The sequence below is a fragment of the Taklimakanibacter deserti genome (assembly GCA_003574785.1).
The window spans coordinates 111,803-136,855 of the sequence record QORU01000006.1 but is presented as its reverse complement, the minus strand read 5'-3'; the positions used below and the strand labels follow the sequence as shown (position 1 = coordinate 136,855).

Annotated in this window: 28 protein-coding genes; 19 read left to right on the top strand and 9 right to left on the bottom strand. The window is 63.3% G+C overall.

From position 1 onward, the window contains the following. Positions 1-21: 21 nt before the first annotated feature. From DS839_RS14000 to DS839_RS13990, 3 genes are all read right to left on the bottom strand, one after another. Positions 22-1,491: an FAD-dependent monooxygenase gene (locus DS839_RS14000; protein WP_119270968.1), complete on the bottom strand. Its 1,470-nt coding sequence runs from the start codon at positions 1,489-1,491 to the stop codon at positions 22-24. 350 nt (positions 1,492-1,841) lie between these two features. Next, positions 1,842-2,909, bottom strand: a complete 1,068-nt coding sequence (locus DS839_RS13995; RefSeq protein ID WP_119270967.1) for an S-adenosylmethionine:tRNA ribosyltransferase-isomerase — start codon at positions 2,907-2,909, stop codon at positions 1,842-1,844. Further along, positions 2,906-3,622: an SDR family NAD(P)-dependent oxidoreductase gene (locus tag DS839_RS13990; protein WP_119270966.1), complete on the bottom strand. Its 717-nt coding sequence runs from the start codon at positions 3,620-3,622 to the stop codon at positions 2,906-2,908. Before DS839_RS13990 ends, DS839_RS13995 begins: the two co-directional genes overlap by 4 nt. A gap of 88 nt (positions 3,623-3,710) precedes the next feature. Between DS839_RS13990 and soxR the strand changes: the two genes are divergently transcribed. The 9 genes from soxR to DS839_RS13945 all read left to right on the top strand — a co-directional run bounded on the left by soxR (position 3,711) and on the right by DS839_RS13945 (position 10,531). Continuing rightward, positions 3,711-4,145 carry a redox-sensitive transcriptional activator SoxR gene (gene soxR / locus DS839_RS13985; RefSeq protein WP_119270965.1) on the top strand — a complete coding sequence of 145 codons (435 nt, stop codon included), beginning with the start codon at positions 3,711-3,713 and terminating at the stop codon, positions 4,143-4,145. 209 nt (positions 4,146-4,354) lie between these two features. Continuing rightward, positions 4,355-4,918 carry a demethoxyubiquinone hydroxylase family protein gene (locus DS839_RS13980; protein ID WP_119270964.1) on the top strand — a complete coding sequence of 188 codons (564 nt, stop codon included), beginning with the start codon at positions 4,355-4,357 and terminating at the stop codon, positions 4,916-4,918. 297 nt (positions 4,919-5,215) lie between these two features. After that, positions 5,216-5,908 carry an alpha/beta fold hydrolase gene (locus tag DS839_RS13975; protein ID WP_119270963.1) on the top strand — a complete coding sequence of 231 codons (693 nt, stop codon included), beginning with the start codon at positions 5,216-5,218 and terminating at the stop codon, positions 5,906-5,908. Positions 5,909-5,939: 31 nt separating this feature from the next. Next, positions 5,940-6,413: a Fur family transcriptional regulator gene (locus DS839_RS13970; protein WP_119270962.1), complete on the top strand. Its 474-nt coding sequence runs from the start codon at positions 5,940-5,942 to the stop codon at positions 6,411-6,413. 5 nt (positions 6,414-6,418) lie between these two features. Further along, entirely contained in the window at positions 6,419-7,207 is a 789-nt protein-coding gene (locus tag DS839_RS13965) for an ATP-binding cassette domain-containing protein (RefSeq protein ID WP_119271225.1), read from the top strand. 140 nt (positions 7,208-7,347) lie between these two features. After that, positions 7,348-8,145, top strand: coding sequence for an iron chelate uptake ABC transporter family permease subunit (locus tag DS839_RS13960; RefSeq protein WP_119270961.1), 798 nt, complete (start codon positions 7,348-7,350; stop codon positions 8,143-8,145). Between the two features lie 6 nt (positions 8,146-8,151). Continuing rightward, positions 8,152-9,396 carry a flavodoxin-dependent (E)-4-hydroxy-3-methylbut-2-enyl-diphosphate synthase gene (gene ispG / locus DS839_RS13955; protein ID WP_119270960.1) on the top strand — a complete coding sequence of 415 codons (1,245 nt, stop codon included), beginning with the start codon at positions 8,152-8,154 and terminating at the stop codon, positions 9,394-9,396. Between the two features lie 59 nt (positions 9,397-9,455). Beyond that, positions 9,456-9,671, top strand: coding sequence for a hypothetical protein (locus DS839_RS13950; protein ID WP_119270959.1), 216 nt, complete (start codon positions 9,456-9,458; stop codon positions 9,669-9,671). A gap of 14 nt (positions 9,672-9,685) precedes the next feature. Then, positions 9,686-10,531: an aldo/keto reductase gene (locus DS839_RS13945; RefSeq protein WP_119270958.1), complete on the top strand. Its 846-nt coding sequence runs from the start codon at positions 9,686-9,688 to the stop codon at positions 10,529-10,531. Positions 10,532-10,535: 4 nt separating this feature from the next. Here the strand turns inward: DS839_RS13945 and DS839_RS13940 are convergent, their stop codons facing one another. After that, positions 10,536-11,435 (bottom strand): polyprenyl synthetase family protein, encoded by a 900-nt coding sequence (locus DS839_RS13940; protein WP_368911623.1) that lies wholly within the window; start codon positions 11,433-11,435, stop codon positions 10,536-10,538. A 159-nt stretch (positions 11,436-11,594) separates the two neighbouring features. Here DS839_RS13940 and mtgA point away from each other — a divergent pair, with 159 nt between their 5' ends. The 6 genes from mtgA (at position 11,595) to DS839_RS13910 (ending at position 16,868) form a co-directional block, all read left to right on the top strand. After that, entirely contained in the window at positions 11,595-12,422 is an 828-nt protein-coding gene (mtgA, locus tag DS839_RS13935; protein ID WP_119270957.1) for a monofunctional biosynthetic peptidoglycan transglycosylase, read from the top strand. A 65-nt stretch (positions 12,423-12,487) separates the two neighbouring features. Next, positions 12,488-12,673 (top strand): 50S ribosomal protein L32, encoded by a 186-nt coding sequence (gene rpmF, locus DS839_RS13930; RefSeq protein WP_119270956.1) that lies wholly within the window; start codon positions 12,488-12,490, stop codon positions 12,671-12,673. A 24-nt stretch (positions 12,674-12,697) separates the two neighbouring features. Next, positions 12,698-13,318, top strand: coding sequence for a glutathione S-transferase family protein (locus tag DS839_RS13925; RefSeq protein ID WP_119270955.1), 621 nt, complete (start codon positions 12,698-12,700; stop codon positions 13,316-13,318). Positions 13,319-13,435: 117 nt separating this feature from the next. After that, positions 13,436-14,803: a lipopolysaccharide biosynthesis protein gene (locus DS839_RS13920; RefSeq protein WP_119270954.1), complete on the top strand. Its 1,368-nt coding sequence runs from the start codon at positions 13,436-13,438 to the stop codon at positions 14,801-14,803. Continuing rightward, on the top strand, positions 14,800-15,942 hold the full coding sequence (locus DS839_RS13915) for a GNAT family N-acetyltransferase (RefSeq protein ID WP_119270953.1): 1,143 nt from the start codon (positions 14,800-14,802) through the stop codon (positions 15,940-15,942). The genes DS839_RS13920 and DS839_RS13915 overlap by 4 nt, the downstream gene beginning before the upstream one ends. Continuing rightward, on the top strand, positions 15,939-16,868 hold the full coding sequence (locus tag DS839_RS13910) for a cupin-like domain-containing protein (protein WP_119270952.1): 930 nt from the start codon (positions 15,939-15,941) through the stop codon (positions 16,866-16,868). Before DS839_RS13915 ends, DS839_RS13910 begins: the two co-directional genes overlap by 4 nt. 7 nt (positions 16,869-16,875) lie before the next feature. On the opposite strand, the gene DS839_RS13905 is transcribed toward DS839_RS13910, so the two are convergent. Continuing rightward, entirely contained in the window at positions 16,876-17,751 is an 876-nt protein-coding gene (locus tag DS839_RS13905) for a c-type cytochrome (RefSeq protein WP_162918516.1), read from the bottom strand. Between the two features lie 47 nt (positions 17,752-17,798). Further along, a complete protein-coding gene (locus DS839_RS13900; RefSeq protein WP_119270950.1) occupies positions 17,799-18,395 on the bottom strand; it encodes a c-type cytochrome in 597 nt (198 codons plus the stop codon). Positions 18,396-18,519: 124 nt separating this feature from the next. Between DS839_RS13900 and DS839_RS36450 the strand changes: the two genes are divergently transcribed. Beyond that, the gene (locus DS839_RS36450; protein ID WP_162918515.1) at positions 18,520-18,669 is read left to right on the top strand and encodes a hypothetical protein; all 150 of its coding nucleotides are present in this window, start codon (positions 18,520-18,522) and stop codon (positions 18,667-18,669) included. Between the two features lie 129 nt (positions 18,670-18,798). Here the strand turns inward: DS839_RS36450 and DS839_RS13895 are convergent, their stop codons facing one another. Beyond that, positions 18,799-19,248 (bottom strand): response regulator, encoded by a 450-nt coding sequence (locus tag DS839_RS13895; protein ID WP_162918514.1) that lies wholly within the window; start codon positions 19,246-19,248, stop codon positions 18,799-18,801. Positions 19,249-19,333: 85 nt separating this feature from the next. Then, complete coding sequence (gene upp, locus DS839_RS13890) at positions 19,334-19,981, bottom strand: uracil phosphoribosyltransferase (RefSeq protein WP_119270948.1); 648 nt, start codon at positions 19,979-19,981, stop codon at positions 19,334-19,336. A 97-nt stretch (positions 19,982-20,078) separates the two neighbouring features. Here upp and DS839_RS13885 point away from each other — a divergent pair, with 97 nt between their 5' ends. Further along, entirely contained in the window at positions 20,079-20,879 is an 801-nt protein-coding gene (locus DS839_RS13885; RefSeq protein WP_119270947.1) for a DeoR/GlpR family DNA-binding transcription regulator, read from the top strand. A gap of 18 nt (positions 20,880-20,897) precedes the next feature. On the opposite strand, the gene DS839_RS13880 is transcribed toward DS839_RS13885, so the two are convergent. Continuing rightward, the gene (locus tag DS839_RS13880) at positions 20,898-21,377 is read right to left on the bottom strand and encodes a hypothetical protein (protein WP_162918513.1); all 480 of its coding nucleotides are present in this window, start codon (positions 21,375-21,377) and stop codon (positions 20,898-20,900) included. A gap of 344 nt (positions 21,378-21,721) precedes the next feature. On the opposite strand from DS839_RS13880, the gene glpD reads away from it, so the two are divergent. Beyond that, positions 21,722-23,254 carry a glycerol-3-phosphate dehydrogenase gene (gene glpD, locus DS839_RS13875; RefSeq protein WP_119270945.1) on the top strand — a complete coding sequence of 511 codons (1,533 nt, stop codon included), beginning with the start codon at positions 21,722-21,724 and terminating at the stop codon, positions 23,252-23,254. Positions 23,255-23,315: 61 nt separating this feature from the next. Further along, entirely contained in the window at positions 23,316-25,052 is a 1,737-nt protein-coding gene (locus DS839_RS13870; RefSeq protein WP_119270944.1) for an ABC transporter substrate-binding protein, read from the top strand. The last annotated feature ends 1 nt before the right edge of the window (position 25,053 follow it).

Sequence of the window (25,053 nt, the reverse complement as noted above, 5' to 3'; positions counted from 1 at the left end):
TGCTGGGGGGAAACCCGCGCATTACGCCCGCGCCGGCGGTCCGAACCAGGTGGTCAGCGCCTCGGCGAGGCCTTGGCCGGTTTCATCTCCGACCCATGCCACATATCCATCGGGCCGGATCAGGACGGCAGCGGGAGCCGCGACGGCGCCGATCACCGGAAGCACCCACATGCCTTGATATTCGGCATCGACGAGTTGGACCCGGTCAGCCCATCGCGTGATATCGAGGCGGCCGGCGGCACCGAAGTTGAGCAGCACCGGCCGGGCACCATGGAGCAGCGTGAATGTCCGCAATGGGCCTTTCGAGGTGACCAGGTCCAGATCGGGCATGCGGCGTCCGATGAGCGGATGGCCTTCGCCCAGGTCGTATCGGATGTCCAGTCCCGAAAGCATCGCGGCGACCCGAATACGCGGCTCCTCCATGCTCAGAAGGTCGGAAACGATCTCGCGCAGCGCTTGCGTGCGGTCGTCGGCGCGGCGAAGCGCGATCGCTGCCATCGTGTTGCGCAGCACTTGGGCAGCGACCGGGTGGCGCTCGGCATGGTAGGTGTCCAACAGGCTTTCCGGCGATGTCCGCTTGACCACCTGGGCGAGCTTCCATCCCAGATTCACCGCATCCTGCACACCGGTCTGGAGGCCCTGTCCACCATCCGGTGGATGCACATGCGCGGCATCGCCCGCCAGCAGGATCCGTCCCTTGCGGTAGGCCACGGCCTGCCGCGTCATGTCGGTGAATCTGGAGATCGAGGTGGGATTGTGGATCCCGTAGTCGGTCCCATACACGGCGATGAGCGCCTCGCGGAGATCGCGCAGGGTAGGTTCGGACGTGGCTCCCACGTGCTGCTCGGTCGCCAGGACGCGTACCCGCCGCCCATCCTCCGACTTGCTGAGGGAATGGATGCCGAGGGCGTCGCGGCGAATGCCCCATTCCGGGGGCTCCTCGGCCAACGCGGCTTCGGCGATCAGGTTGCTCGTTGTCGGATCCGACCCACGGAACTCGATCTCGGCCGCTTTGCGGATGCGGCTGCGTCCGCCGTCGCAGCCGACGAGATACGCCGCCCGGAGCGACCCGCCGTCGGACAGCGCTACATCGACGCCGCTGGCGTCTTGCGTGAACCCTGTCACTTCACGGCCCCGATGGATCGGCACCGCCAGCTCGCCGACCCAGCCGGTGAGTATGCGCTCGATGTGGCTCTGCCAGAGTGCCAGCCCATAATTGTGCCGGGTGGGGAAGTCGCTGATGTCCAGGCGGATTCCGGCGAACCCCGCGACCTGGGCAACCTGTCCCTCCTCGAGGAGTCGGTCGGCGATCCCGCGCTGATCGAAAATCTCGATCGTGCGTGCGTGCAGACCGCCCGAGCGCGCGCCGACAAGGTCCTGGCTGACGCGCCGCTCGACAATGGCAACATCGACGCCCGCCAATGCCAGTTCGCCGGCCAAGGTCAGCCCGGTGGGACCTCCGCCGGCGATGACCACCTCATGCCTGGTCATCGCCACACTCCGTTCATCTCCGCAACCAGCTCGGCCGCGCGCGACCCGCAGGTCGACAACCGCACACGCATCTCATGACTCCTTGGGTTGTGGTTCGGTCTTCGGTTCTACGGGACGGTCCGGGGCTTGAAGCAAGCCCATTGCGCACCACATATGAGATCTGGGGGAGGGCGCTCGCCTTTTCGTCTTTTCCCGACGGAGCGATTGCGACGGATCAAGTAGATCGTGTGGAGAAGGCGCGCGGCAGACTCAACAACTTGGGCGGCTGTAGCGGCCGCGCATCCATGAGCGGCTGGCAGCGTCGATCTGGGCAAAGCCAAGAACCGCAATTGCCTCGCCCTCACCGGTCTTCAGCTGGCCTCCTGCGGCACCTGCCGCTTGAGCGTAGTGTGGTTCATGCTGCGATGAACAAGGAGGGAATCGCCAAACTCATGACCACGATAACCCTGCGTGGCGAGATCGCGGGCTATCTGCTGGAGCAATGAATCGTTCACGAAAGCGCGTAGTAGCTCGAAGTGGCTGTCGCCAGGCTGGTGAACGCCGGTCACAATAGCGTCGACGACACGCAAATCGGTTCCTTCGCCGATTCTTCCACTTGCCATGCCGCTGCCGTCACGAACGCTGCCATCGCGATCGGCGGCGGATTCGAGCGCTCGGACCACGCTCGTTCCGATGGCAATGACTCTTCGCCCGGCCGCCCTGGCGCAACTGATCGTGAGCGCGGTCGACTTGGGAATGCGATAGGGCTCATCGAGGGGGAGCCTCAGGTCGAGCAATGGATCTCCGGTCGAGGAGATCCCGGCGGCGTGGGTCAGCGTCGCAAAATGAATGTCGCGCGATCGCCACGCGGCGAGCATTCGCCAATCGAGGGCAAAGCCGGCCGAGGGTGCCTCGAAAGCGACGGGATCCGTAGCGATTTTCGTCCACACATCCCACAGCGCCAAAGGCTCGGGAACATGGGCATACTGAATGGGCCTGCCATGAGCGGCGAGTCCGGCGAGGATCGCAGGACGGGTGCCGGATAGGCGAAGGCGGCAGAGGCGCGGGTGACCGAGGAGACACTCGATCGTCGCACAAAGCGGGCCGAGCGAAAGCTGGTCGCCCGGACGGAGCGGCGGAGGCAGCGGCCTGTCTTCGGTAGGCATTCTAAAATCGCCTGGCCCGAAGCAGACGGCGATGAAGTGGGTCGGGTCGCCGAGGCTGAGCCAGCCGGCGAGACGGACTTCGATCGCAGCGCCGCTTGCGGCATGTTCGCCGGGAAGGCTTGCCGGCAAGGTCGCCGCGTCATTGGCGACGACCACATCGCCTGGTCTCAAGATGAGAGCCAGTTCGCTGCGGGGCAAATGTGCGAGCGCGCCGCTGGCGTCGACCGTAAGCAATCTTGCCGAGCGGGGCGCTCGTTGGTCGGCGGACATCATCGCGGCGCTCCGGCAGATTGGCGCACCGGCAAACCGGCGACGATTGCGCTGATGATTTCGGCGGCCGAGTCAGAGGGACGCCTGAGGGTCGAAGGATCGGCATCAGGGATAGCAGTGGCATGCAAAGGGGTGTCCATATCGCCGGGATCGATCGAGAGGAAGCGCACGCCCACCACCTTCGCCTCTTCATCCCAGACGCGCGTGAGGTGGCCGAGCGCCGCCTTGCTCGCGCCATAGGCGCCCCAGCGCGGATAGGCATTGACCGCGGCGTCGCTGGTGACATTGACGATCAGCGCGCCCCGCCCGGCGCGGGCCGAGGCGGCAAGGGCGCCGAACAGCGCTTTGGTCAGCCGAAAAGGTCCAATCAAATTGACAGCGAGGGCGAGCTCCAGCTCCTCGCATTCGGTATCGGCGAGGAAGGCAAGCGGCACTGGCCCGAGACTCGAGGCATTATTGATGAGGACATCGAGCCCGCCGAGATTGCCGGTGATCTGGAGCGCCATCGGATAGATATCATCCTTGCGGCCGACATCGCCGACGATGCCCAGTGCGCCGGTTTGGCCGGCCACCGCCTCGACGGCAGCAGCGGTGCGGGCGATGAAGGCGACATCGGCGCCGCTCGCCCGCAACTGGCACACCAGCGCCAGGCCGAGACCGGACGTGCCGCCGGTCACCGCTACCCGCAAGCCTCTCAAAATCATGTCGGCCAGCATCGTCTGAACCTTTCCTCAGTCGTCATTGAGCTTTGCTACAAGTTAAAGTGAACTTGAAGTCAAGAGGTAATCGTGCTTTTATTCGGGCATGGAGACGATGCTCACCATCAGCAATGTTTCGCGCCGCAGCGGCATCGCCTCGTCGGCGCTGCGCTTCTACGAGGAGCGCGGCCTCATCACCTCGGAGCGCGCAGGTTCCGGCCATCGCCGCTATCCGCGCTCGGTGCTGCGGCGCATCGCCTTCATCGTCTTCGCCCAGCGGATAGGACTCTCGCTGGAGGAGATCGCGGGCGAGCTGGGGAAGCTCCCTGCCGACCGGGTGCCAACGCGCCGCGACTGGGGGCGGCTTTCGGCGCAATGGACCCGACGCATCGATGAACGGATCGCCGAGCTCGAACGGCTGCGCCTCGGACTCACCGAGTGTATCGGCTGCGGCTGCCTGTCGATTGACCGCTGCCGCTTGGCGAACCCGTCCGATCGGGCCGGGCGCAAAGGTTCGGGCCCGCGCTATTGGCTGGGTTGAGAGCCGGCAGTTTCGCCGTCACTTTGGCTGGCCAGAGGAAAATCTAATAGCCAATCCACCTTGAGCCATCTCGCATGAGCGCGGCGGATCCAATTGTGAATTGGACGGACGAGAGAGCGTGGATTTTCCGCGCCCGTTTGTTGGCGAAACGCCACGCGTCATTGTGACGGCTTGCGGTGTTGAATGGGTCGCCGGCAAAAAGGAACACGATGGCGCCCGAAATCACCATCGGACGGATTCTCAAGGTCAATCACGCCGGCGAATATGGCGCTATCCGCATCTATGGGGCGCAGATCTGGATCGCGCGCCGGTTCTATCCCGCCATCGTTGCGCCGCTGTCGGACATAAGGGAACATGAGATCGAGCATTGCCGCCTGTTCCGCGACGCCATGCCGGCGAGGGGCGCTCGACCCTGCCGGGTCATGTCCTTCTGGAGCCTCGGCGGCTTCGTGCTGGGCTTTGCGACCGCGCTCTTGGGCCAGCGCATGATCTGGATCTGCACCGAGGCGGTCGAGAGCGCGGTCCATCGCCATCTGGTGGACCAGCTCGGCTATCTCGAAGGTCGCGATGCCGAGCTCAAATCGCTGATCTCCTCCATTCAGGACGAGGAGCTGTCGCATCTGCATGAAGCGCAAGTGCGCCGTGGCGGAGCCGGGCCAGTCCAGCGTGGCGCCGTCGCCCTCATTGGCGCCCTGACCGACATGCTGATCTGGCTTTCCACCTGGGGCGACTCGACCCGAATGATGCGGGAAATGCGGAAGGGTTCGAATTGAGAGCGGGAAAAGAGCCGGCAGCCCTTGCAATCGTGGGCCAAACCGTTGGAGAATCTCACGATAGGACAATGCGTCCGCTTCTTGTGGAAAATGTCCTATGATCGCCGATCCTGTTTTCCCTGTAGATCTGCAGGGAAAATTCCCTGCTCATGAAGGCTAACCCTTTGATATAACTAGACTCGGTATATTTTTGCGAAAACTCCCTGATAATCCCTGCAAATCCCTGTATCCGGCCCGGCAATCGCGTCAGGATTATCGTCCTTCAAACCCCGCCGGTTGGGTGGAGGTTGTGCGCGCATGATCCCGCTCGTCATGATCCCCGCTCTGTGCTGCGATGAAGGCCTCTATGAGGACATTATCCCGGCGCTCTCCGATCTCGTCAGTCCACGGATCATCATCCCCTATGAGGCGACGCTCGCGGCCTGCGCCGAGAAGCTGCTGGGCCAAATCGAGGGCGACTTCATCGTCATGGGCACGTCCTTCGGCGGCCATGTGGCGCGGGAGGTGGCGCTCGCGGCACCCGAACGCGTGAAAGGCCTGTGGATCATCGGGGCAGGGGCGGGCGCGATCGCAAGCCCACAGGCCGGGCTCGAGCGCAGCGCCAAATTGCGCGGCGGCGAGGCCGAAGACGTCTACCAGCAGTTCTACAAGATGATCACGCATCTGCCGGGCGAGCGCGGGCCATGGGCGGCCGACAAGTTCCTGGCCATGGCGCGGCGCTCGGACCCGCTCAAGGTGGCACGCCAGGCCGATGCCCTGGCGACACGCCCCGACCGCTGGAACGACATCGGGCGCATCGCCTGTCCGACGCTTCTGCTATGGGGCGTGCATGACCAGTTCGCCCCGGCGGCGGACGGCTTGCGGATGGCGGGACTCATACCCTATGCCCGTTATGTCGAGATCGCCGATTGCGGCCACCTCCCGACGCTGGAGACGCCCGAGGAGACCCTCGAGGCTGCGCGCCATTGGCTCGCCGATATCAAGGTTTGAAATTCAAGGAGACTGTTATAATATAACAGTCATGAGCTTCCCCGATCCCCGTCACAACCACGATCACTGCACCGCCGATCTCGTGAAACGGGCCGAGCGCATCTGCGAGCGTCGCGGCTCCAGGCTCACCACGCAGCGCCGCGACGTGCTCGACTGCGTGGCCCAGAGCCATCAGGCGGCCGGCGCCTATGAGATCATCGAGCGCATGGCCGCCAACGGGCCGCGCCCGGCGCCGATCACCGTCTATCGGGCGCTCGATTTCCTCCTGGCGCATGGCCTGGTGCACAAGATCGAGAGCCGCAATGCCTTCATCGCCTGCTCGCATGCGCATGAGGGCGAGCCTGCAGCCCTCCTCATTTGCGAAGGCTGCGGCATCGTCGCCGAGCTCGACAGTCCCGAGACCTTCTCAGGCCTCGGCCGGCAGGCGGCGGCGCAGGGTTTCAGACCTGAGCGCACCGTCATCGAGATTTCGGGCCGCTGCAGCCATTGCGCCGGGAGCGCCTGACCATCATGGACGCGCTGGTTCACGGCGAGCCGCTCATCGAAGGCCGCGGCATTTCCCTCACACTGGGCAACCGCGTCATCCTCGATCATGTCGATATCGATGTGATGCCTGGCGAGATCGTGACCCTCATCGGCCCCAATGGCGCCGGCAAGTCGTCGCTGGTGCGCGTGCTCCTGGGCCTCCAGGCGGTGACCGGCGGGCGCGTCCTGCGCAATCCATCCTTGCGCGTCGGCTATGTGCCGCAGCGCTTCCCGCTGGCGCCCAATGTACCGCTCGACGTGAAGCGACTCCTGTCGCTGACGCTGAGACCTGCGCCCGCGGATATCGATGCGGCACTCGCCGAGACCGGCATCGCGCATCTGAAGGATGCATCCGTCGCCTCGCTGTCGGGCGGCGAGTTGCAGCGGGCGCTCCTGGCGCGGGCACTCTTGCGCAAGCCTGAGCTCCTGGTGCTCGACGAGCCGGTACAGGCGGTCGACTTCATCGGCGAGACGAAGCTCTATGAGCTCATCTCGGAGATCAGGCGGCAGCATGGCTGCGGCATCCTGATGGTGAGTCATGACCTCCATATGGTCATGGCGGAAAGCGACCGGGTCATCTGCCTCAACGGCCATGTCTGCTGCGAAGGCGGACCGGAAGCGGTCAGGCACGATCCCGAATTTGCAAAACTCTTCGGTCCGCAGGCGGCGCGGGTGATCGCGGCCTATTCGCATCATCACGATCACGATCATGAAAGCCACGATCTGAGCCACGGCCACAGCCATGATCACAAGCACCATGACCATAAGCATTGATCGTCATATTTTCCCTCCCCCTTGCGGGGAGGGATCAAGGGTGGGGGTCGGGTGGTCCCTCCATTCTTCGTCGTGCAGAGCGACGGCTGAAACAACCCCCACCCCTAACCCCTCCCTGCAAGGGGGAGGGGAATAGAAGCATGACCATCTTCTTCGAACCCTTCTTCCAGCGGGCGCTCATCGCCGGACTCGGGATCGCTGCGATCGCCGGGCCGGTCGGCTGCTTCATCGTCTGGCGGCGCATGGCCTATTTCGGCGAGACGCTGGCTCATGCCTCGCTGCTCGGCGTGGGCCTCGGCCTCCTCTTCGGCGTCGATCTCACCCTCGGCGTCATCGCCACGACCGTGGCGCTCGCCATCGCCCTCCTGGCGCTGCGCTCGCAGCGCGAGCTCGCCACCGACACGCTGCTCGGCATCCTGTCGCATGGGGCACTCGCCGCAGGCATCGTGGTGGCGAGCCTTCTCACCTGGGTGCGCTTCGACCTGATGAGCCTGCTCTTCGGCGACATCCTCACCGTGACGCGCGAGGACATTCTCTGGGTGTGGCTCGGGGGTGCCGCGGTGATGATCGGCATCGCCTATCTGTGGCGCGATCTCCTGGCGCTGACCGTGCATGAGGAACTCGCCACCGCCGAGGGCGTCAAGGCGCAAAGAGTGGAAGTGGGCTTCGTGCTGCTGATCGCCGTCCTCATCGCCGTCGCCATGAAGATCGTCGGCATCCTGCTCATCACCGCACTCCTCATCATCCCGGCAGCGGCGGCGCGGCGCATGGTGCGCTCGCCCGAGGGCATGGCGGTCGCAGCAAGCCTCATCGGCATGGTCGCGGTGGTGGCGGGGCTCATCCTTTCGGGCCTCCTCGATTCACCCTCCGGCCCCTCGATCGTGCTCATGGCTGCGGCGCTGTTTGTCTTGACCTTGGCGCTGCCGAAGACCAATTAACCCCGCATGCTCCTGCCCCGCAGAAAATCGATTGGCGTTGCGACCGGTTCCGTCACGATCGGCGGCGGTGCGCCGATCGTCGTGCAGTCCATGACCAATACGGACACGGCGGATATCGAGGGGACGGCGCGGCAGATCGTGGAGCTTCACAAAGCGGGTTCCGAGATCGTGCGCATCACCGTCGACCGTGAGGAAGCGGCAGCCGCGGTTCCCCATATTCGCGACCGGGTCAGGGCCACGGGGCTCGATGTGCCGATCGTCGGCGACTTCCACTATAACGGCCATATGCTGCTCAGCCAGTATCCGGCCTGCGCCGAGGCCTTGGCGAAATACCGCATCAATCCCGGCAATGTCGGCTTCAAGGAGAAGAAGGACCGCAATTTCGGCATGATGATCGAGATTGCGCTCAAATTCGACAAGCCTGTCCGCATCGGCGTCAATTGGGGCTCGCTCGACCAGGCGCTGTTGACCGAGCTCATGGACCGGAATGCCAAGTCTTCGGCGCCGATCGAAGCCAGGGCCGTGATGCACGAGGCGGTGGTGCAATCAGGCGTGCTGTCGGCTGCACGGGCGCGCGAACTGGGTCTTGGTGCCGACAAAATCATCATCTCGGCCAAATGCTCGGAAGTGCAGGATCTGATCGCCGTCTATCGGCTGCTGGCGAAACGCTGCGACTATGCGCTGCATCTCGGCCTCACCGAAGCCGGCATGGGCTCGAAAGGCATCGTCGCCTCGACGGCGGCCCTCTCGGTCCTCCTGCAAGAGGGCATCGGCGACACGATCCGCATCTCGCTGACACCCGAGCCCGGCGGCGACCGCACCCGCGAGGTCACCGTCGCGCAGGAGATCCTGCAGACCATGGGCCTCCGATCCTTCGCGCCCATAGTCATCGCCTGTCCCGGCTGTGGGCGCACCACCTCGACCGTCTTCCAGGAGCTCGCCCAGGACATCCAGACCTATGTGCGCGAGCGCATGGTCGACTGGCGCCGCGACTATCCGGGCTTCGAGACTTTGCAGCTCGCGGTGATGGGCTGCATCGTCAACGGCCCGGGCGAATCCAAGCATGCCGATATCGGGATCTCGCTGCCGGGAACCGGCGAGCTGCCGTCAGCTCCGGTCTATGTCGACGGCAGGAAGATCGCGACCTTGCGCGGCGCCGATATCGCCAACCAGTTCAAGTCCATCGTCGAAACTTACGTCAAGGAGCGCTGGGGGCAGGAAAATCTCGAGGCGGCCGGCAAAAATCATTGAACTTTGTTCCTCATTCGTTCTATGATCTCACTTCCCCGATCCACCATAGCGAGTGACCCATGAGCCGCCCCTTCAGCTTCTCCGACCGTCAGCATTTCGTCCAATGTCTCGCCATCACACGCAATCTCTCCATCGCTTGCAGCCGTGGCGAGCGGCCCGACTCGGATCTGCGCAAAAGGTGCGACATGCTGGTGACGGCGGTCGATGACCTGATGGGCGAGCTCGTTGGCGATTCAGCCTATTTCCACATCGAAGAGAATTCGAGACGGGCATAATCGGAGACTGATTCATGCAGAAACGACGCTTTGGCGCAGCACAGGCAGATGTTTCCGTCATCGGCCAGGGCACCTGGTATATCGAGCAGGCCGATCGTCTCGTCGCCATCGCGGCCTTGCGGCGGGGCGTCGAGCTTGGCCTCAACCATATCGACACGGCGGAGATGTATGGCGCAGGCGCCGCCGAGACGATCGTCGGCGAGGCGATCCGGGACGTGCGCGACGACGTCTTCCTCGTGTCCAAGGTCCTGCCGACCAATGCCTCCAAGGCTGGAACGCGCCGCGCATGCGAAGCGTCGCTCAAGCGTCTGAAGACCGATCGGCTCGATTGCTATCTATTGCATTGGCGCGGCCAGCATCCCCTGGCCGAGACCTTCGCCGCCTTCGAGGAGCTCAAGCGCGAGGGCAAGATCCTCTCCTGGGGTGTCAGCAATTTCGACGAGGAGGATCTCGCCGAAGCCCTCACCATCGCGGGCAAGGGCCGGATCGCCTGCAACCAGGTGCTCTATCATCTGGGTGAGCGCGCCATCGAGCATGCGGTCATCCCCTGGTGCGAGCAGCATGATGTCGCGGTGGTGGCCTATAGTCCCTTCGGCCATGCGGGCTTCCCGGCGCGCAACAGCAAGGGCGGCTATGTGCTGGCCGATGTCGCCAAGGCCAAGGGCTTGAGCCTGCATCAGGTGGCGCTCGCTTTCCTCACGCGCAAGGCTTCCGTCTTCGCCATCCCGAAAGCGGCGCGCCTTTCGCATGTGGAAGAGAACGCCAAGGCGAGCGCCGTCACGCTCAGCGATGCCGATATTGCGCGTCTCGAAGAGGCCTTCCCGCTGGGCGTCAAGCCGCGCGGCCTGCCGATGATCTGACCGGCTATTTCTCCCGTCCCGCCACATAGTCGGCGGCGGCGGTGAAGACATGGGCCTTGCCGCCAAATCCTCGTATCGCGTCCTTGGCCTCCTGCACCAGTTTCCGTGCCTCGGCCTTGGCGCCGGCCAGACCGAGAAGATCCACGAAAGTCGCCTTGCCGGCGGCCTGGTCCTTGCCGGTCGCCTTGCCGAGGGCGGCGCTCGAGGCAACGACATCGAGGATGTCGTCGGTGATCTGGAAAGCGAGCCCGATCCTGTCGGCATAGATTGTCAAGGCTTGGCGCTCGGCCCCGCCGGCCTTGCCCATGATCGCGCCGGAAAGACAGGCGAAGCGGAAGAGCGCGCCGGTCTTCATCGCCTGCAAGGTGATGATGCGGTCGATATCGGCGATGCGGGCGCTCTCGGCTTCGAGATCGAGCATCTGACCGCCGGCCATGCCGTCCTTGCCCGCCGCCCGGGCGAGCTCGCTCACCAGTTCCACGCGCACGCTCGCATCGGGATGCGTCTCGGGCGCGCCCAGGATCTCGAAAGCGAAGGTCAAAAGCGCATCGCCCGCCAATATCGCGGTGGCTTCGTCGAAGGCCTTGTGCACGGTGGGGCGGCCGCGGCGCAGGTCGTCATCGTCCATCGCCGGCAGGTCGTCATGGACGAGCGAATAGCAGTGCACGCATTCGATCGCCGCACCCGCCTGCAAGGCCTGGCGCGCATCCACGCCGAAGAGACGGGCGCTCTCGGCCACGAAGAAAGGCCTGATCCGCTTGCCCGGCGCCAGCAAGGCATAGCGCATCGCCTCGACGAGACGCGGGGCGGGTGCCGCTTCCGTCGGCAGGAGACGGTCGAGATGCGCCTCGATCGCCGCAGCGAAGGCCTTGAGATGCTGCTCGAAATCCAAGAGTGACGCCAAAGCCAATTCCTGTGCTAGTTTGCGACACCTGTACCGAGAGGGCGGGGTAAACTCAACCAGCGCGCAACCAGGACGCATCATGACCACCGGCCTCGATGTCATTATCTATCTTTTTGCGCGACGAGCGATGTCCTCCGACCCCGTTGCACATGCAGGGTCATGACTGATATCGGGGTCAAGCGGCGAGCGCTTCTGACGAGGCGCGGGGCACAGCCGGACAGCCCCGCCGGCACAAGAAGCGGGACCTTGCCTGTGGCGCGAAAGAGCTGGCTCAACCGTGGCTTCCTCAGCCGTTTCGACCCATGGCCGCGCCGGATCGCCACGGTGGCCGTCTTTATCGCCTTGTGGCCTTTGCTGATGACCTTCGTCTATGCGGTGGTGCCGCCGCCCGTTTCCAATCTGATGATCACCCGCCTCGTCAATGGCAACGGCATTTCCTATGACTGGGTGAGTCTCGATAAGATCTCGCCCTATCTGCCGCTTGCCGTCGTCTCGTCGGAGGATGCGCGCTTCTGCTCGCATAATGGCGTCGACTGGATCGAATTCAGCGATGTCCTCGATGAGGCGACCGATGGCGACGGCGAGGGGCCGATCCGGGGTGCCAGCACCATTTCCATGCAGACCGCCAAGAATTTGTTCCTGTGGGACGGCCGCAATCCGATCCGCAAGGTGCTCGAGCTGCCGCTCGCCTACTGGATGGACCTCATCTGGACTAAACGCCGCATGATCGAGGTCTATCTCAACATCGTCGAATGGGCGCCCGGCGTCTATGGGGCGGAAGCCGCGTCGCGCTATCACTTCAAGAAGCCGGCGGCCAAGTTGACCAAGCGGGAGGCGGCACTCCTGGCGGCCGTCCTGCCCAATCCGATCAAGAGAAGCGCCGGAAGGCCGTCAAAACGGGTCAGCGGGGTCGCCCAGCGGATCATGGCCCGGATGAACATCATGGGGCCCTATGTGACTTGTCTTGGGCTCAGAAGCCCGCTATAAGCCCCCATCTTTTTCGGCGCCCCGGCCCGGCCGGGCTTGCGCCTTTTGTTTCATGGAGAGTTTCGATGGCCGTTCCACGCAAGAAAATGTCCCGCAGCCGCATCGGCATGCGCCGCTCGGGCCACAAGCTCATGACCGTCACCTGGATCGAAGACAAGAAGTCCGGCGAGCTGCGCCGTCCGCATCATGTCGACCTCAAGACCGGCATGTATAAGGGCCGCCAGATCCTCGAGCCCAAGAGCGAGTTCTAAGATCCGCTCCGCTTCATCATCGCGATGAAGCTCTACTACCAGACCCATTCGCCCTATGCGCGCAAGGCGCTGGTCTTCGCGCATGAGGCCGGGCTCGCGCATCGTCTCGAGGTCATCCATCACGAGACCAGCCCGACGCGCCGCAATGACACCGTCTTCGCCGAGAATCCACTCGGCAAGGTTCCCGTGCTCATCCGGCCCGGCCAGAAGCCGATCTTCGATTCGGACGTCATCTGCGCCTATCTCGACTCGCTGAGCGAGGGGAGGAGCCTGATCCCCCGGGAAGGCGAGGCGCGCTGGGATGCCTTGCAACTCCAGGCCATGGCGCAGGGCCTCTGCGATGCCGGGATCGCGCTCAGATGGGAAACCTATCGCCGGCCGCCGGAGCTGCGCTATCCGCCGCTCGCCGAAGGCTACGCTGAAAAGCTCCTCGCCAGCTATGACTGGCTCGAGGCGGAGCTCGACGCCGGGGCGCCCCTCCATGTCGGCCACATCGCGCTCGCCACGGCGCTCGACTGGATCGAGTTCCGGCAATTGCCGTCCTTCCGACAGGAACGGCCGCGGCTCACCCGCTGGTTCGATGACTTCGCGCAGAGGCCTTCGATGCAAGCCACACCGCTTTCGGGTCAACGCAGGACTAACTAGCCCTGCCCAAGCGTTAACCACGCCGCCAAAGGGAAGCTTAGGCTTTCGACCCTATCTTGCGCCGCGCTCGCTACGTAAACCAGAAAGCGGCCTTCCTTTTGCAAGCGACGGGGCAGGATGGACCGACTGTTGAAATTCGTGCCGCCGGCCTTGCGCGAGCCGGCCGAGACGCTGCTGACCGGCAGCGGCGAGGGCGCGCGCTCCGGGCGTGGCGCCTTGGCGGCCTTCACGGTGCGCATCGCCTCGGCGGTTCTCGCTTTCCTGACCCAGATATTCCTCGCCCGCTGGATGGGCGCCTTCGAATTCGGCGTCTTCTCCTATGGCTGGGTGTGGATCATCGTGCTCGGGTCGCTGGTCTCGGCCGGTTTCGCCACATCGGTGGTGCGTTTCCTGCCGGAATATCGCGAGCGGGAAAACTGGGACCTGTTCCGCGGCTTTCTCAGAACCGGGCGGGCGATTGCCTTCGGTGTCGGCGCCGTCGCCGCGATCCTTGCGGCTCTCATCGTCCATCGCTGGGCAGGGATCGTCGAGCCCGTCTATCTCCTGCCCCTGAGTCTCGCGCTGATCAGCCTCCCGGCTTACGGCCTCACCGATTTCCAGGACGGCGTCGGCCGATCCCAGGGCTGGATCGATCTGGCCCTCATCCCGCCCTATATCCTCAGGCCCATCCTGCTCTTCGTCTTCATCGGCATCGCCTATGCCTTGGCGCATCCGCCCGGTGCCGCAACCGCGGCGTTGGCCCTCGTCATCGCCTGTTGGCTGACGGCGCTCACGCAATATCTGGCGCAGAGACTGCGCTTCGGCGGCAGGGTGCCGAAAGTGAAGCCCGCTTATGCGGTCCCATTGTGGGTCCGCACCTCGCTGCCGCTCCTCATGATCGACGGCTTCACCTTGTTCATCCTCAATCTCGACGTGCTGCTGCTCGAATTCCTGCGCATTCCTCCCGACCGGATCGGCATTTATTTCGCCGCACTCAAGACGATCTCGCTCATCGCCTTCGTGCATTTCTCGATCAGCGCCGTGGCGATGCCGAGATTCGCGGCCCTCCATGCACGTGGCGAAACGCGTGAGATCGGTAGGTTCCTGGCGCGGATGCAGAAATGGTGCTTCTGGCCCTCGGCACTTGGCGCCGTCGTGCTGCTCGCTCTGGGCAAGCCGCTGCTCTGGCTGTTCGGCGCGGAATTCGTCGCGGCCTATCCGGTGATGTTCATCCTGGCGGTCGGGCTTCTGGCGCGCGCCGCGGCCGGACCGGCGCAGAACTTGCTAGCGGTGTCTGGCCACCAGGACAAAGCGGCGATGATCTTGTTCGCGACACTGCTGATCAACGGCGGATTGGGCTTGGCCCTCATCCCGCGCTTCGGGATCGAAGGCGCTGCCACGGCCATAGCGGCCGCCTTCGTCTTCGAAGCGCTCGCCACCATCCTTCTGACGCGCCGTTTCTTTCCGGCCACGGACAAGGGCGCCACCTCCTGGTATCGGCCATGAACATGACGGCGAGTTTCGGCACGGCGGAAGCCATCCGCGTCGAGGCGCTCACCACGCTCGCCCATTTCGAGAAAATATCGCCGGCCTGGCAGGCGCTTGGCGAGCGCGCCGGCATGCCCGCGGGCTCCCATCTGGAAAGCTGGCTTGCGCCGGTGCTCAAGCATGGCTGGGCCAGGCAGCCGGCGGAGGTCGTGGCGCTCTGGCGCGGCGGCACGCTGTGCGGGCTCCTGGCGCTCAGACCCGGACGAGGCCCCTTAAGGCGCTCCTGGACCTCGCCCTTGAGCTTCCTCGGTACCCCGCTCATCGACCAGGAGCGGCCCGAGGCCATCCTCAAAGCCTTCCTGGCGAGCCTCAGCGGCAAAGCCCTCATTCTCAGCAATGTGCCGGCGACTGGCCCATTCTGGGACATGCTGGGGCGGGCGGTGGCGGAAAGCCAAGGGACGCTCGAAGTCCTCGATCGCTGGGAACGCGCCATCCTCCTGCCCAAGGCCAGTTTCGATGAGTGGTTCAACGGCAATTTCGAGCGCAAGAGGCGCAAGGAATTCAGGCGTCTCAGAGCCAGGCTCGGTGAGGAGGGGAAGCTCGAGAGCCTCGCCTGGGCCGCGGGCGATCCACTCGATCCCTGGATCGACGAGTTGATCGCGCTCGAGGCCAGGGGCTGGAAGGGCCGGCGCGGCACGGCCCTTGCAGCCGATGCCGCCATGGCGACAGCATTCCGCGAAGCTCTGCACCGTCTTGCAGCCGAAGGCAGCCTCAGGCTGTGGAAGATCGCCTTCGACGGCAAGCCCATCGCCGTGATGTCGGGGCTCGTCAAGGGCAATCAGGGCTGGCTCGGCAAGATCGCTTATGACGAGACCTTCGCGAAATATTCGCCGGGCGTGATGCTGGTGCTCGACGCGACCGAAAGGCTGATCGACAAGGAGCGGCTCGCTCTGGTCGATTCCTGCGCCATCCCCAATCATCCGATGATCAACAATATCTGGCGCGACCGGCTGGCGCTTTGCGATGTGATGATCAAGGGACCAGAGCTTTCATCCATTTCATTCGACCTGCTGCGCAAGGCCGAGACGACGAGACGCAGGCTTCGCAGCTCGGCCAAAGCGCTGGTCTATCGAATAACCGGGAGGCAGAAATCATGAGCATCGTCACCATCGACGCCGATGTGGCGCGGGAGAAATTCCTCAAAGCGCCCTTCGCGCTGAAGCATGGGCTGGCGGATCATCCGCTCTTCACGCTCGAGCGCCTGGTCAAGCTCGCGCAGTCGATGCCGCGCGACCGCATCGAGTACAATTCCGGCAAGCTTCTGCCGGGCCAGAGAGCGGAAGACATCCCTTCGATCTACATGGCGCCGCCTGAGGTGATCAAGCGCATCGAAGAGGCCAATGCCTGGATGGTGATCAAGGGCGTCGAGAGCGATCCTGATTATGCAGCGATCCTCGCCGGCTTCGTCGATGCGGCGCAGGCGGCGGCCGGCAAGAGGGCCCATGACTATAGCGACCTGCAAGGCTTCATCTTCGTGTCTTCGGCCAATTCGACGACGCCGTTCCATGTCGATGCCGAGGAGAACATCCTGATCCAGATCAGGGGCGACAAGTTCGTCCATATCTTCGACAATCACGACCGCAGCCTCGTCTCCGAGGAAGCGATGGAGATCTCGCCCTCCAAACATCGCAACCAGCATTATCAGCCTTCCTACGAGGAGCGCGCGCAAGTCTTCGCGATGAAGGAAGGCGATGCGGTGCATCTGCCCTATCTCTGGCCGCATTGGGTGAAGACCGGCGGGCGCCATTCGGTCTCCATGGCGATGACCTGGAAGACGCCGGAAGTGAACCGCCTCAACAAGATCAGGCTGATGAACGGCACGCTCCGGCATTTCGGCCTGCCGCAAAAGCCGCCCGGCGCGTCACCGACGATCGACGGCATCAAGGTCTTCGCCCATGATGCGATGCGCGTCGTCATCGATCCCTTGCGCAAGTCGGAAGGCATGCGCCGCCTCCTGCGCGGCGCCGTCTATGGCCGGCAAGCGAACTATTACTATGGCAAGGAAGAGAAGAAGGCGGGATAGCCTTCTCTTATTTCAAGCTGACCAGGTATTCGGCGATCGCCTGGAGATCGGCTTCCGGCAGTTTCGACAGGTTGGTCTGGACAGCGCCCATGCCGCCCGATGACAGCTCGTCATAGCCCAGCGTCTCGCCGAACTGCATCGCCGACACGAGATCCTTGGCATCCTTGTAGCGTTTGCGCTCGATGAGGCCGCGCAGGGACGGCACGCGCCCGTCGCCTTCGGGATGGGGCCCTCCGGCAAAGGCGCGGGCGTCGTCGCGCACCATGAAGATAGTGCGCGGCGTGTGGCATTCGCCGCAATGACCAGGGCCGTTCACCAGATAAGCGCCGCGATTCCAGCTCGCCGTCTGCTTCGGGTCGGGCTGCCATTTCGCATCCGAGAAGCCGATCCATTTCCACAAACCGACGCCGCGGCGCAGGATGAAGGGAAAGGGGATGTCGTCCGGCTTGTTCTCGGCGGCAACGGGCTTCAGCGTCATCAGATAGGCGTGCAAGTCGAGCACGTCCTCGGTGCGCATGGCGGCATAGGACGTATAAGGAAAGGCCGGGATGTCGTTGCTGCCGGAATGCGAGATGCCGCGCTGGACGGCATTGATGAAATCAAGCTCGCTCCATTTGCCGAGGCCCGTCGCCGGATCGGGTGTCAGATTGGGCGGATAGAGGACGCCGATCGGGGTCTTGAGCGGGGCTCCGCCCGAGGGCAGTGCTGCATCGGCGGAGGCGTTCGCCGGATCAGGCTTGTGGCAGTTGATGCAGCCGCCAATGGTATAGACGAGCTCGCCGTTCGCCGCATTGGCCTGGTGCTGCGGGATCGCCTCCGGCCCCAGCGGCCGCGGTGCGGAGGCAAGCCAAAGGACTGCTCCGCCGAGCAGGGCGAGCCCCACCAGGCCGAGCAGTCTCTTTTTGGTGATGATCCTTTTCCTCAGCAGGCCTAGTCCTTCGGCCGGCGGAATTTGGTGTGACAGCCCTTGCAGGCTTCGCCCAGTCCGCCCAAGGCCGTCTTGAATCCGGCCTCGTCGCTTGTTGCGGCCAGGGCGTCCAACGCCTTGAAAGCCGCGTCCTCGGCGGCCTTGAAACCTTCCGGATCGCTCCAGATTTCGGCCTTGGCATAGGTTTCGGGCGGTCCCTTTTCGCTACCGGCCGTGAAATTCGCAAAAGCCTTCTTCCAGGCTTCACGCATCGAATCGGCATTGGTCTTCACGACTGCCGCATCATAAGGAGCTTCGCCCTTGGCGATTCCGGCGAAAGCGCCCATAGCCTTGCCGACCTGCTTCATTCCAGCCTGGCGGTCTTCGATCGCTCCTGCGAAAGCGAGCGTGGCTCCGAGCGTCGCAATGACGGCGACGGCAGGCACGATCTTCAACATGTTAGCTGGCTTCACCATATGTCTCTCCCCGAAAATGGCGTTGGCTTGCACAGCAACTATACGCACAGGAACCTGTGGTAATTTCATCACGCTTTTGTGTTTTTTTGTTTCGCCACGAAATGGCCCGGCTTCAGCCCCGCGAGCGCCCGTCTCATCACCCATCTTTAAACATGAACGCGGGATGAACCGTCCATTTGGATCCGAGTCACCTTATGCGTCGTAGTGTGTCTTAGGTAATTCTTAGATCAAGCGTGTTATGAGCAAGAGTGCACAGGGAGAAGAAACTATGCGTAGCGTCGAGGCGTCAGATCGCACGGAGCCCTATCAAGGGCACGCCAACCGGCCGGTGCGTGTGAGCCCGGAACTCGCGGAATTCCTCCATATGCTCAATTCCCTCGAGAATCATCTGGTCACCAAGGCCGATAGCGAGGACTGAGCCTTTCCATCGCCAGTGCGATCACGATCGTTTCAGATCGTTACGATCTGAAGGCAAAACGTGATCGCGCCTTCTCTCGATCATGCGATCGTCGTTAATGACCGGTTAGCGGCCTTCTTCTTTCACTGATCAGCGCAGGATCTTCTGGATCGCCATTTGCAGCTCGCTGCGCCCCGCCGGCTTCGGCAAGGCCATGTCGAAGCATTCATGCCAGTGCCCGCCCTTGTGCCAGTCGGCGAGATAGGCCGACAACGCCATGAGCGGCGTGCGTGCCGCGCCACCGCCCAGAGCGCGTATGGCGCGCGCGGCGATCATGCCGTCCATCACCGGCATCTCGATATCGAGCAGCACCAGGTCATAGCTCTGCCGGCGCGCATGAAAGAGCGCCTCCTCGCCATGCTCGACGGCATCGACATCGCAACCCATGCGCCGCAAGAGGGCGGCGGTCACCTGGCGGACCGTTTCCGAATCCTCCGCGAACAGGATGCGCGGCCGCGATCCATTGGGGCATATGAGCTGGGTCTGCATCGTCGGCGCCATGTCCTGCTGGTCTTCTTGGGTCAGGATTCTGCCCGCCAATTCCTGCTTAAACCTTGGCGAAAGCAAAAAGCGCCGCACATGGCTAATGAAGCCCTAACTGACTCGGCGTTCAGGTGTCGAAGCGCTATTTGGTGCCGAACATGCGGTCGCCGGCATCGCCGAGGCCCGGAACGATATAGCCGTGACTGTTGAGCTTGCGGTCGACCGCGGCGGTGAAAATCTGCACATCGGGATGGTCGGCATTCACATGCCGGATGCCTTCCGGCGCCGACAACAGGCAGACGAGCTTGATGTCCTTGGCCCCCTTGTCCTTGAGCCGCTGGATGGCGGCCGAAACCGAATTGCCGGTGGCGAGCATGGGATCGACGACGATCACCCGGCGCTCGGCAATATCCTCCGGCACCTTCATGTAGTATTCGACCGGCTCAAGCGTTTCCGGGTTGCGGTAGATGCCGATATGGCCGACGCGGGCCGAAGGCATGAGATCGAGCATGCCTTCGAGAAGCCCCTGGCCGGCGCGCAGGATCGAGACGATCACCAGCTTCTTGCCCTTGAGGATCGGCGCTTCCATCTCGGCGAGCGGCGTCTCGATCGTCTGGGTGGTCATCGGCAGGTCGCGCGCGACCTCATAGGCGAGCAGCAGGCTGATCTCGCGCAGAAGCTGGCGAAACACCGCCGATGGCGTGTGCTTGTCGCGCATCAAGGTCAGCTTGTGCAGCACCAGCGGATGGTCGACGATGACCAGATTGGCCGGCAGATCGGCTTTGCTCATGGGGGGCCCTCCTTAACAGCCTTTTCATAGGGGCAGCCACACTCTAAACTCAAGCCGGACTTTCGGGACCGTTCTGCGTCATCCACCGGAAAAGCCTATGACATCGCTCAATTTCCGCCAGCACGAAATCCTCCTCATCGCCCGCCAGGCCGGCAAGGTGACGGTCGACGGGCTCGCCGAGCGTTTCGATGTGACGCCGCAGACCATCCGCAAGGACCTGAACGATCTGTGCGAGCAGCGGCTGCTGACCCGCACCCATGGCGGGGCGCTGCTCTCCTCGGGCGTCGAGAATGTCGCCTATGAGGCGCGCAGATTGCTCGCCGAATATGAGAAGCAGCGGATCGGCGAGCGCGCGGCGCAGCTCATCCCCAACAACTGCTCGCTGTTCGTCAATATCGGCACCACCACCGAGGAAGTGGCGCGGGCGCTCGTCAAGCATGAGGGGCTGCTCGTCATCACCAACAACATCCATGTGGCGACGACCCTCACGCCCTGTGCCGGCGTCGATGTTATCGTCATCGGCGGCATGGTCAGGCGTTCCGACGGCGGCATCGTCGGCGAAGCGGCGGTCGACTTCATCCGGCAGTTCAAGGTCGACTATGCGGTGATCGGTGTGTCGGCGATCGACGACGATGGGGCGCTCCTCGATTTCGACTATCGCGAGGTGCGCGCCGCGCAGGCCATCATCGCCAATGCGCGGCGCACCATCCTGGTCTCGGATGCGATGAAATTCACCCGCTCGGCACCGGTGCGCATCGGGCATCTGAGCCAGATCGACACTTTCGTCACCGACCAGCTGCCGCCCGATACGATCGTCGATATCTGCCGCCACAATGGCGTGACGCTGGAAGTGGCGCTGCCGGCGGAAGAACCGGCGAGCGGGCTCACCGCGGCGTAGACAAGGCCTGGCTTGCGGTCAGCAGCGCGGATCCCACGGGCTGCAGCCGCCATCGATGAAAACAGAAGTATGTTCGCCGGATTTGGGCAATTGACCTTCTACCGGCTTGACCTTGAAGGAGAGCTTCTGTCCGTCATAAACCGGATCGCTGATTTCCACCACGGACACCTGATAGGCACCATAGGCCCACACGGTGAAACCGGCATTCGGCGGGTCTTTCTGGAAGCTCTCGTCTCCGCCCTTCGTCCAGCCATCGACAAAGGCTTGCACCGGGACGGCCTCGGCCACGCGGCGCGGGCGATCGGTGAACATCACAATATGGGGAGAAACCTCCGACAGGGTGACTGTCGTGCCATCGAACGACAGGCCGTTTGCCGAGGAAATGAAGAGCCAGCTGGTATCCTTCTCATGACGGGCGATTGTCTCGGTCATGTCCGCTGTTGCGGAAGAAGCAAGCACCATCAATCCAAGGAAGGTAGTTGCAATTAGTTTCAACATATTGGTATCCCCGCGTTTCAGAACAGAAACTAATTCACGCCGGCGTGCATCGCTTGTCAATGGGATGGTGCTTCGCCCGAAGCTTGCACCCGATGTTCGGCCAGGCAAGTGATGGAACTAGGCAGCCTGAATTTCACAGCCCGATGACGGCTGTGTGCGAGCAAGGACGCCGTCCCGATCAGAAACCTGACCTTTAGGCGGCGGATTTTCATTGTGTTTCGCTTTTTTTCGGAATATAGCGATTAAAGAAAAATGCGGGTTCATTTATTTCGCATTTGCACAAGATTTCTTTCGCATGTGCAAAATCCGAGTCCGAATGAATCGCCGGTAAAAATGGGAGAGGCATGGCGGACGAAGCGGGCGTCTACGATCTGGCCATCATAGGCGGCGGCATCAATGGCGCGGGTATTGCCCGCGACGCCTCGGGGCGCGGCCTCAAGGTCATTCTCGCCGAGCAGGGCGATCTCGCCTCGGGCACTTCCTCGGCCTCGACCAAGCTCATCCATGGCGGCCTGCGCTATCTCGAGCATTATGAATTCCGCCTGGTGCGCGAGGCGCTCATCGAGCGCGAAGTCCTGCTTCGGGCCGCACCTCACATCATCAGGCCGCTGCGCTTCGTGCTGCCGCATCACAAGGGCTTGCGGTCCTGGCCGGTGCTCAGGCTTGGCCTCTTCCTCTATGACCATCTGGGCGGACGGAAAATCCTGCCCGCCACGCGCAGCGTCGATCTCACCCGCGACGAGACCGGCGCGCCGCTCAAGGCCGACTACACCCGCGGCTTCGAATATTCGGACTGCTGGGTCGAGGATGCGCGTCTCGTCGTCCTCAATGCGCGCGATGCCGCCGATCGCGGCGCCGACATCAGGCCACGCACGCGCTGCGTCTCGGCGCGCCGTGACGGCGGCCATTGGATCTGCGCCCTCGAAGACGGACAAGGCGGCAAGAGCGAGGTCAAGGCGAAGCTCCTGATCAATACCGGTGGCCCGTGGGTAAGCGAGGTGCTCGGCTCGGTCGTCGGCCAGAACAATCCCGACAAGATCCGCATGGTCAAAGGCAGTCATATCGTGGTCGACAAGCTCTATGACCATGACCGCTGCTATATCTTCCAGAACAGCGACGGGCGCATCTGCTTCGCCATCCCTTATGAGGGGGATTTCACCCTGATCGGCACGACCGATGAGGACCATAAGGGCCATCCCGGCAAGCCGGAGATATCGGTCTCCGAACGTGACTATCTCCTCGCCTCGGTCAGCGAATATTTCAAGAAGCCGGTCACCGTGGCCATGGTGCGCTGGTCCTATGCCGGCATCCGCCCGCTCTACGACGACGGGGCGAGCAAGGCCCAGGAAGCGACACGCGAATATGTGCTGAAGCTCGAGGCGCCTGAAAATCAGCCGCCCTTGCTCTCCGTCTTCGGCGGCAAGATCACCACTTTCCGCAGGCTCGCCGAAGCGGTGCTGGAGAAGATCGAGCCCTTCTTCCCCGGCCTCAAGCCGCAATGGACCGCCGCGGCCGCGCTCCCCGGCGGTGATTTCCCTTTTGCCGAGGTCGAGCAACGCATCACCGAATTCCAGCGCCGCTGTTCCTTCCTCACCCCGCGCAATGCGCGCCGCATCTTCCGGGCCTATGGGACCAAGGCGGCGCGCATCTTCGAGGGCGCGCGCTTCGCCCAGGATCTCGGCGAGAGTTTCGGCCTGCTGAGCGCCCGCGAGGTCGACTACCTGGTGAAGGAGGAATGGGCGCAGACGGCGGAAGACATTCTGTGGCGACGCTCCAAGCTCGGCTTGCATCTGTCGACGGCCGAGCAGGCGGCGCTCGCTGCATATATGGGGCAACAAGTGGGCGAGAAGACCCGCAAGAAGGTGTCAACGGGATAACCGGGTGAGCATGCGCTCCGGGCCTTTGGCTAAGCCGCATGCACAATGGGAGGACTAAGCGATGTCGCTTTTCAAGACTGTATCGGCGGCTGCCTTGCTGCTGGCACTCGGCGCCGCTCCAGCCTTTGCGGATGCAGAAGCCGCGAAGAAATGGGCGGAGAGCGAGTTCCAGCCGACGACGCTGTCGAAAGAAGACCAGTTGAAGGAGCTCGAATGGTTTGCCAAGGCCGGCGAGCCCTTCAAGGGCATGGAGATCAACGTGCTGTCGGAAACCATTCCGACGCATGAATATGAATCGAAGACGCTGACCAAGGCGTTCGAGGAGATCACCGGAATCAAGGTGAACCACCAGCTCCTGGGCGAGGGCGAGGTGGTCCAGGCGGTGCAGACGCAGATGCAGACCAACCGCAATCTGTACGACGCCTATATCAACGACTCGGACCTCATCGGCACGCATTCGCGCCTGCAGAGTGCCGTCAACCTCACCGACTGGATGGCGGGCGAGGGCAAGGATGTCACCTTGCCGACGCTCGATGTCGATGATTTCATCGGCAAGTCCTTCACCACGGGGCCCGACGGCAAGTTGTGGCAATTGCCCGACCAGCAATTCGCCAATCTCTACTGGTTCCGCAAGGACTGGTTCGACAAGCCGGAACTCAAGGAGAAGTTTAAGGCCAAATACGGCTATGAGCTCGGCGTGCCGGTCAACTGGTCGGCCTATGAGGACATCGCCGATTTCTTCACCAATGACGTGAAGGAGATCGATGGTGTTCGAGTCTATGGCCATATGGACTACGGCAAGCGCGCGCCCGATCTCGGCTGGCGCATGACCGATGCCTGGCTGTCGATGGCCGGCGAAGGATCGCCCGGCCTTCCCAATGGACGCCCGATCGATGAATGGGGCATCCGCATGGAGAAGGATTCGTGCAATCCGGCCGGCGCTTCCGTCTCGCGCGGCGGCGAAACCAACGGCCCGGCCTCGGTCTATGCCATCGCGAAATGGGACGAGTGGCTCCGGAAATATGCGCCTCCGGGCGCCGCCGACTACGACTTCTATCAGTCGCTGCCGGCGCTGAGCCAGGGCAATGTCGCCCAGCAGATCTTCTGGTACACCGCCTTCACCGCCTCGATGGTGGCGCCGAAGAGTGCCGGCAACAACACAGTCGATGATGCGGGCACGCCGCTCTGGCGCATGGCGCCGTCGCCGCATGGCGTCTACTGGAAAGACGGCCAGAAGCTCGGCTATCAGGATACGGGCTCCTGGACTTTGTTCAAGTCGACGCCGACCGATCGCGCCAAGGCCGCTTGGCTCTATGCGCAGTTCACGGTGTCGAAAGCCGTGTCGCTGAAGAAGAGCCATGTCGGCCTCACCATCATCCGCGACTCGGACATCAACCATGAGTCCTTCACCGAACGGGCGCCGAAGCTCGGCGGCTTGGTCGAGTTCTATCGCTCGCCCGACCGCGTGAACTGGACGCCGACCGGCATCAACGTGCCGGACTATCCGAAGCTGGCGCAGCTCTGGTGGCAGCAGATCGGCGACGTCAATTCCGGCGCCTTCACGCCGCAGGAAGCGATGGACCGTCTGGCCGGCGAAATGGACCAGGTCATGGCCCGCATGCAGGCGGCGGATGAAGCCAACAAGACCTATGGCGGCTGCGGCCCGAGGCTCAACCCGGAGAAGGATCCCTCCGAGTGGCTCGGCAAGGAAGGCGGCCCCCATGCCAAGATCGAGAACGAGAAGGAGCAGGGCCAGACGATCGCTTATGACGAGCTGATCAAGCGCTGGACCAAATAAG